The sequence below is a fragment of the Methylobacterium fujisawaense genome, assembly GCF_039619325.1.
Taxonomy (GTDB): Bacteria; Pseudomonadota; Alphaproteobacteria; order Rhizobiales; family Beijerinckiaceae; genus Methylobacterium; species Methylobacterium fujisawaense.
Genome location: NZ_CP155000.1, coordinates 5,852,451 through 5,860,000, shown reverse-complemented (window position 1 = coordinate 5,860,000; position 7,550 = coordinate 5,852,451). Strand labels below are relative to the sequence as shown.

Here is a 7,550-nt window from a genome sequence, read left to right as displayed (position 1 = left end):
CAGAAAACAGAAGACCGCCCGGCTAAACCCGCCGGCCAATCCCGCCGCTTGTCAGAAGATGCCTCAGCGCCCGGTCCACTTCCGCGGCCGGCGCCGATGAGCCGGGGTATAGGCCCTCGAGTTCGACCCGTCAACCGGCGTTTCGCGATTCCGTTCCGAACCGCCGCGTCTTCCCGTTCTCGCCGGCCTTGGCCAACATGTCGGCGTCCTCCAACGGCCAGGGGTCAAGGCGCCTCAATCTCGACACGCTGGGCCGTGAGATGAGTTCATAGGGACAGATGCCGCTTCCGGCATCATCAGATTCGGCTTCAGCGCCTCGAGTCCTGCGAGGACGCCCGTTCGCCGTTGTGTTTTCAGGGCCTTCGAGTGAAGCGCGAGCGACTCAAGATCGGCGACGTGGCCGCCCTCTCCCCGGCGCGAGGAGTTCAGGCGCCCCTCGATCATCTCGGCGCAACGGCGACCCAGATCGACCGTCGCGCCGTCAACCTGCGATGGCTCTGCGCCAGCAGCCTCACCGGCCTGACCGGGGCCGGCCTGATCGCGGCGGCTCTCCATGTTTCCCTTCAGGGGGACGTGTCCTTCGCGGCCATTCCCGAGAAGGCGACGGTCTTGCCGCGACCGCAGCCGAGCGAAAGCGGCGCCAATATCGCCCGGAAGGGTGACCGACTGATCCGCAACCTGATGATCGCGTCGGCCAAGCAGAGCTTCCGGGCGCCGGTCACGGTCCGCCTCGGGGATCGCGAGATCATCAAGGCCAAGGCGTTCGTACGGCTCACCACACCCCTGTCGATGACGACGGGCGTTTACGCGAGCGAGCCCCCCCGCTTCGATCCGATGAAGTTCGTATCCGACGAACCGTTGGAGCGTGCCCCCGAAGCCTCTGCCGATGCCCCCGGCGCCGAGGTCACCGTGGTGAAGCGCGATCTGGCTGAGGCCGCCGTCGACCCCAACGCACCCGCACTCACCGACGACGACGTCACCGCGCAGGTGGAGGAGGAGCGCCGCATCGCCGCCGAGGCGGGCCGTCGTGCCGCGATCCCGATCGCCCCGCAGATCATGCTGTCGCGCACGCTTCAGCAGGGCGCGACGGGGGACGGTGACGGCACGGCGCCGAAGGATGCCAACCCGTTCAAGGCGATCGAGGTGCTGGTCGTTCCCGAGAACGTCACGAAGGTCGCCAAGGTCGAGCTCAAGCCCAATGAAGCGCCCCTCGTCGAAGAGCGCGACCTCGCGCTGAAGCGCGGCGAGACCCTGGAGTCGACCCTCAAGGCCATCGGCTTCGCCAGCGACGACGCGATCCGCGGCATCGTCGCGGCGCTCGGCGGCAAGGCCCGCACGGCCGCCCTCAACGAGGGCCAGCCGATGCGCGTGCAGATCGCGCCGGGCCCACATCCCGGCGACCCGCGCCAGGTGACCCGCGTCGTGCTCTACGGCGAGAACGGCATCGAGGGCATCGCCGCCCTGAACGATCGCGGCGCCTTCGTCTCGGTGGCGCCGCCCTCCGAGGAATCCCCCTCCCCCAAGCCGCAGGCTCAGGCTGAGCCCGGCGAAGACGAGGACGCGGATTCCGGCTCGGGGCCGCGGCTGTATCAGAGCCTCTACGAGACGGCCGCGCGCCACGACCTGCCGCGGGCCGCCGTCGAGGATATCGTCCGGGTGTTCAGCTACGACCTGGACTTCCAGCGCCGCATCAGCAGCGGCGACGGGCTCGACGTGTTCTACAGCACCGACGACGATGCCAGCGCCGACCGTCCGGATCTTCTGTACGCGGCGCTGACGCTCGGTGGCGAGACCCGCAAGGTCTATCGCTTCCAATCGCCGGATGACGGGACGATCGACTATCTCGACGAGCAGGGCCGCTCGCTGAAGAAATTCCTGCTGCGCAAGCCCATCGCCGACGGGATCATGCGCTCCGGCTTCGGCTACCGGCGCCATCCGGTCCTGGGTTATGCCAAGCTTCACACCGGCGTCGACTGGTCCAATCCGATCGGCACCCCGATCATGGCAGCCGGCAACGGCGTGGTGATCCGCTCCGAGATGACCTCGGGCTACGGCAACCGGGTCGAGATCCAGCATGTCAACGGCTACGTGACGACCTACAACCACATGTCACGGTTCGGCCGCGGCATCCGGGAGGGCGTCAAGGTCCGGCAAGGGCAGGTCGTGGGCTATGTCGGCTCGACCGGCCTGTCGACCGGCGCCCATCTTCACTACGAGGTGATCATCAACGGCCACTTCGTCGATCCGATGAAGATCCGTGTCCCGCGCGGCCGGGAGCTCGACGGGCGCCTGCTCGCCGAGTTCAAGCGTCAGCGGGAGCAGATCGACGCCACCATGCAGAAGTCGAAGAGCGCCACCGCCATCGCCCAGCGCGATGCGGCGGTGCGCTGAGGCGATCGCTCAGGCGAAGCCGAGCCGGGCGCGGATGTCCCCGGGGGTCTGGCCGGCTTGCCGAAGGTCGGCGAGGGATTGCGAGCCGCGCGACTTGGACAGCTTCTCGCCCTCAGCGTCGTGCAGCAGCGGGTGGTGGTGGTAGCGCGGCGTCGGCAGGCCGAGCAGCGCTTGCAGGAGCACGTGCAGGTCGGTGGCGGCCTCCAGGTCGCGGCCGCGAACCACATGGGTGATCCCCTCGGCGGCATCGTCGTGCACCACCGCGAGATGGTAGCTTGTCGGCACGTCGCGGCGCGCGATCACCGTATCGCCCCAACGCCCCGGATCGGCCGCGATCCAGCGTTCGCCCGCCTCGTCGAAGGCAATGTAGCCGTGCGTCGAGCCGGCGCCGCGCAGGGCGGCCGCCATGTCGAGACGCCAGGTATGCGGATCGCCCCTAGCGAGACGGTCCGCCACGGAGACGGCGGACGCGTGCCGGCAGGTGCCGGGATACAGCGGCACGCCATCCGGATCGCAGGGGGCCTCGCCCGCAGACGCGGTCCGCGCCCGGATCTGCCCGCGCGAGCAGAAGCAGGGATAGGCGAGCCCGCGGCCGATGAGCCCGTCGAGGGCCGTCCGGTAGGCAGCCATATACCGGGACTGACGCCGCACCGGCTCGGGATAGCTCAGCCCGAGCCAGGCGAGGTCCGAGACGATCCCGTCGATGAAGTCCGGCTTCGAGCGCGCGGGATCGATGTCCTCGATCCGCAGGCGGCAGAGGCCGCCCAGCCGGGTGGCGAACTGCGCGTTGAGAAGCGCCGAGTAGGCGTGGCCGAGGTGCAGGCGTCCATTCGGGCTCGGCGCGAAACGCAGGACCGGCGCTCCGGTGCTTCTGAGCGGCTCCGCCGAGGCGCCCGGATCGGCCGGTCTGCGCGGGTGCGGCGTCAGCCCTCGCGGCGGCGGAGGCATTGCAGCGCGCCGGGCTGGCAGGCGAAGCCGGGGAGCGAGCAGGCCGGGCCGTCTGCGAGCCGCTGACAAACCTTGCAGCCGTCGCTCCATTCCAGGCAGGCCGGATCCTCGGCCGCCGACCGCAGCGGTGCTGGGTGACGGGCGGGCGCCAGGGCGCCGATGAGCACGGTGGCGATCACGAGGACCGCGATGCCCCAGGCGGCAAGCGCGCCGCTCGACGAGCGCGGTGCGGGCGGCAGAGGGCTGGTTGTCGACATGGGCGTCCTGTTGGCGCGGGACTCGCCCGCCTGTCAACGCGCGCCCTCAGGCCGCGCGCGCGGATTGGCGCTCCAGCAACGGGGGGAGCAGCTTCAGATTGAGCGGTTTGGCCAGGAACCCGTCGAAGCCGGCCGCCCGGGCGGCGATCTCGTCCTCGCGGCCCGCATTGGCGGTCAGTGCGACGAGATGGAGCCGGTGCGCGCAGCCCGATTCGGCCGCGCGGATCCGCCGGGCGGTCTCGTGCCCGTCGAGGCGCGGCATCCGCACGTCGATCAGCGCGAGGTCGAAGGGGCCGTCCGACTCAAACCGCTCGAGGGCCTCGACGCCGTCGGCCGCATGGACCACCGTGGCGCCGAGGCGTTCCAGCGCTCGGGTCGCCAGCAGGGCGTTGATCGGGTTGTCCTCGGCCAGCAGGACCCGAAGGTGGCTGCCGGTATGCGAGGGGGCCTCGGGCGGGGCGGCTGCGGCCTCGACCGGGCCCGTCGATGCGAGCAGGCGCTCGAACAGGGAGCGCGGGCGGACCGGTTTGATCAGGTAGCCGTCGAAGCCCGCCGCACCGGGCGCCCCGAAGCCGCGCCGGTCGAATGGCGAGAGGAGCACGAGGCTCATGCGAACCCCGCAGGCCCGCGCCGCATCGGCGATCTGCCGCACGGCACCGTCGCCCAGCGCCCGGTCGGCCAGCACCACGTCGAAGGCGGCGCCCGACAGGGCGTCGAGGCCCGACTCGAGGCTGTCGACGATCACGGTGGCGGCTCCGGCCCGGGACAGGCTTCGGGCGAGGTACGGCGCCTGGAACGGCGAGTCGGCAACGATCAGACAGCGTCGCGCGGAGAGCGGCGGCAACGGGACCCGTCCGCCGTCATCGATGCCGGCCACCTCGGCCAGCGGCAACAGGACCCGGAAGGTCGAACCCCGCCCGAGGCGCGACTCCGCCTCGATCCGGCCGCCCATGCGGGTCACCAGACGCCGCGTGATGGCGAGACCCAGACCGGTGCCTTCATGGTTGCGGCTCGCGCTGCCGTCGCCCTGCTCGAATTCCTCGAACAGGATCGGCAGTCTCTCCTCCGGGATGCCCGGGCCAGTATCGGCCACGGCGAGCACGACCTCGCCGCCGGCTGCGGTCCGCACGAAGCTCAGGCTGACGCCGACGCCGCCCCGCTCGGTAAACTTGATGGCATTGCCCGCGAGATTGATCAGGATCTGCCGCACCCGGTCGGCGTCGCCCAGAACGGCGGCCGGAAAGTCCTCGGTCACGTCGAGGGCGATCTCGATCCCCTTGTCCTGCGCGCGGGGCGCGAGCAGCTCGACGACGCCCTCGGAGAGGGCCGGCAGGTCGAAGGGCTCGGCCGCGAGGTCGAGGCGCCCGGCTTCGATCCGCGAGAAGTCGAGGACCCCGTCGATCAGGCCGAGCAGCGCTTGGCCGCTGGTCCGCACCGCCTCCACGTAGGTGCGCTGCTCGGGGTTCAGCTCGGTTCCGAGCACGAGGTCGGCCATGCCCAGGATGCCGTTGAGCGGCGTCCGCATCTCATGGCTCACCGTCGCCAGGAAGCGGGATTTCGCGACGCTCGCCGCCTCGGCGCGCTCCAGGGCCGCGTCGCGGCTGCGGATCGCCTCGACCCGCGCGGTGACGTCCCGGCCCGCGCGGAGCCAGTGCGTCGCGTCGCCGTGCGCCACCGGCATCTCCACGAAGGCGAACCAGCGCGCCCGCCCGTCCGCCGCCCGGACCTGCGCCTCCAGGCGGCGGACCCCGTCCGGCCCGATCTCCACGGCGTTGCGGTCGAGGATCTCGAGATCGTCCTGAGAGCCGATCAGCGCGATCGGCTCGCGGCCGAGCAGGCGGGCGAAATCCTCGTTGGCGTAGGTGATGCGCCCGCGGGCATCGCGCTGGACGATGATCTCGGTGGTGGCGGCCACCAGGGCGCGATAGCGGTCCTCGCTCTCGCTGATCCGCCAGATGCGGTCCTGCAGCCGCTCGGTCTCGCGCTCGGCGCGCCGCGTTCCGCGCACGCGCCAGAGGCCGAGGCCCAGCGCGGCCGCTGTCAGGAGCGCCAGGACAGGCGCCATCATGTCGATCATTCCGGCCTCCCCGGCTTCAGGCCGGTCCGCCGCAGGATCGCAGCCGAAGCTGAAGGCCGCGTTGGGAAAGGCGCTTAACCGCCGGTTGCAGACTTCGCGGAGCCCGGGACGCGGCGCGCGCTTAATGGAACCGTGAGGTGATCCGAAAAGCGGCTCGCGAGTTGCCTGCCAGGACGCAGGTCCGGACGGAGACGCGACATGCCCGGTGAGCACTACGACGTCATCATTGTCGGGTCCGGTCCCGGCGGCGGCACGATGGCGTGGCGCCTCGCCCAGACGGGCAAGCGGATCCTGCTGATCGAGCGCGGCGACTACCTGCTGCGGGAGCCGCGGAACTGGGACAGTCAGGCGGTGATCGTCGACGGCTACTACCAGGCCAAGGAGACGTGGTACTCCTCCGACGGCAAGAGCTTCCATCCTGGCCTTCACTACTATGTTGGCGGGAACTCGAAGTTCTACGGATCGATCCTCTTCCGCCTCCGCGAGAAGGACTTCTCCGAGATCCGCCACCAGGACGGCGTCGCGCCGGCCTGGCCCGTCGGCTACGACGTCTTCGAGCCGTACTATCAGGCGGCCGAGGAGCTGTTCCACGTCCACGGGCTGCGCGGCGAGGACCCGACCGAGCCCTGGTCGACGAAGCCCTACGCCCATCCGCCGGTGGCGCACGAGCCGCGGATCCAAGAGCTGTTCGACAACCTGAAGCGGGCCGGCCACCACCCGTTCCACCTGCCGGTGGGCGTGCGGCTGGTGGAGAAGGACGGCCGCGCGGTGCCGACCTCGCCCTGCATCAAGTGCGAATCCTTCGACGGATTCCCCTGCCCCACCAACGGCAAGTCCGATGCCCAGACCATGGTGGTGGACCCGGCCCTGCGGGACTGCTCGAACCTGACGCTGCTCACCCGCACCTATGTCGAGCGCCTCGTCACCGACCCCTCCGGCCGCACCGTCACGGGCGTCGTCGGCGCGCGCGACGGCGCGCCCTTCGAGGCCTCGGCCGACCTCGTCGTGGTGGCCTGCGGCGCCCTCTCCTCGGCGCTGCTGCTGCTGCGCTCGGCCAGCGACCGACACCCGAACGGCCTCGCCAACGGGTCCGACCAGGTCGGGCGCAACTACATGCGCCACAATAACTCGACGGTGCTGGCGATTTCGAAGGTCCCGAACCCGACCCGGTTCCAGAAGACGCTCGGCCTCAACGACTTCTACTTCGGCGATCCGGACCCGAAGGACGGCTGGGAGTTCCCCCTCGGCCACATCCAGATGGTCGGCAAATCGGACGGGGCCCAGATTCACGGCGAGGGCCTGCCGGGCTTCCTGCAATGGTTCCCCGACAAGCCCTTCGACTGGATCGCCAAGCACTCCGTCGATTTCTGGCTGACCTCGGAGGACGTGCCGCTCCCGCAGAACCGGATCTTCTACAAGGACGGCAAGGTCCATCTCGACCTCACCGAGACGAACGTCGAGGCGCACAAGCGGCTCCGGCAGAAGCTGCGCGAGATCTGCAGCTTCACCGACATCCACCCGCACCTGTTCGACCGCTCGCTCTATCTCGGCAAGAACGTCCCGATCGGCGGGACGGCCCACCAGGCGGGGACCCTGCGGTTCGGCGAGGATCCGAAGACGTCGGTGCTCGACCAGAATTGCAAGGCCCATCAGCTCGACAACCTCTACGTGACGGATGCGAGCTTCTTCCCGTCGATCGGCGCCGTGAACCCGACGCTCACGATCATCGCCAATGCCCTGCGGGTTGCCGACCATCTCGTGGCGCGGATGGGCGCGAAGGACACGATCCCGGCGCCGCGCCTCTACGACTACACCGAGCCGCGCGAGCCGATGCCGGCGTGAGAGCAGACCGGCTTCAAGCGAGGCGATATACGATC

Annotated in this window: 5 protein-coding genes; 2 read left to right on the top strand and 3 right to left on the bottom strand. The window is 70.1% G+C overall.

Translation table 11 applies throughout. The features are described 5' to 3' along the window. Positions 1-366 precede the first annotated feature (366 nt). A complete protein-coding gene (locus ABC766_RS27815; protein ID WP_043757645.1) occupies positions 367-2,391 on the top strand; it encodes a M23 family metallopeptidase in 2,025 nt (674 codons plus the stop codon). A gap of 9 nt (positions 2,392-2,400) precedes the next feature. On the opposite strand, the gene gluQRS is transcribed toward ABC766_RS27815, so the two are convergent. From gluQRS to ABC766_RS27800, 3 genes are read right to left on the bottom strand one after another with little or no spacing between them, the layout of a single operon-like run. Further along, positions 2,401-3,339 (bottom strand): tRNA glutamyl-Q(34) synthetase GluQRS, encoded by a 939-nt coding sequence (gene gluQRS / locus ABC766_RS27810; protein WP_345819993.1) that lies wholly within the window; start codon positions 3,337-3,339, stop codon positions 2,401-2,403. Next, the gene (locus ABC766_RS27805) at positions 3,315-3,596 is read right to left on the bottom strand and encodes a hypothetical protein (RefSeq protein ID WP_043388232.1); all 282 of its coding nucleotides are present in this window, start codon (positions 3,594-3,596) and stop codon (positions 3,315-3,317) included. The genes gluQRS and ABC766_RS27805 overlap by 25 nt, the downstream gene beginning before the upstream one ends. Before the next feature lie 46 nt (positions 3,597-3,642). Then, positions 3,643-5,673: an ATP-binding protein gene (locus tag ABC766_RS27800; RefSeq protein ID WP_345819992.1), complete on the bottom strand. Its 2,031-nt coding sequence runs from the start codon at positions 5,671-5,673 to the stop codon at positions 3,643-3,645. Between the two features lie 198 nt (positions 5,674-5,871). On the opposite strand from ABC766_RS27800, the gene ABC766_RS27795 reads away from it, so the two are divergent. After that, on the top strand, positions 5,872-7,515 hold the full coding sequence (locus tag ABC766_RS27795; protein ID WP_345819991.1) for a GMC family oxidoreductase: 1,644 nt from the start codon (positions 5,872-5,874) through the stop codon (positions 7,513-7,515). Positions 7,516-7,550: the final 35 nt, after the last annotated feature.

What these genes read in the sequence shown, in the direction of transcription:
- ABC766_RS27800 (WP_345819992.1), bottom strand. Translation starts at nt 5,673, where the DNA reads ATGATCGACATGATGGCGCCTGTCCTGGCGCTCCTGACAGCGGCCGCG.
- gluQRS (WP_345819993.1), bottom strand. Translation starts at nt 3,339, where the DNA reads ATGCCTCCGCCGCCGCGAGGGCTGACGCCGCACCCGCGCAGACCGGCC.
- ABC766_RS27805 (WP_043388232.1), bottom strand. Translation starts at nt 3,596, where the DNA reads ATGTCGACAACCAGCCCTCTGCCGCCCGCACCGCGCTCGTCGAGCGGC.
- ABC766_RS27795 (WP_345819991.1), top strand. Translation starts at nt 5,872, where the DNA reads ATGCCCGGTGAGCACTACGACGTCATCATTGTCGGGTCCGGTCCCGGC.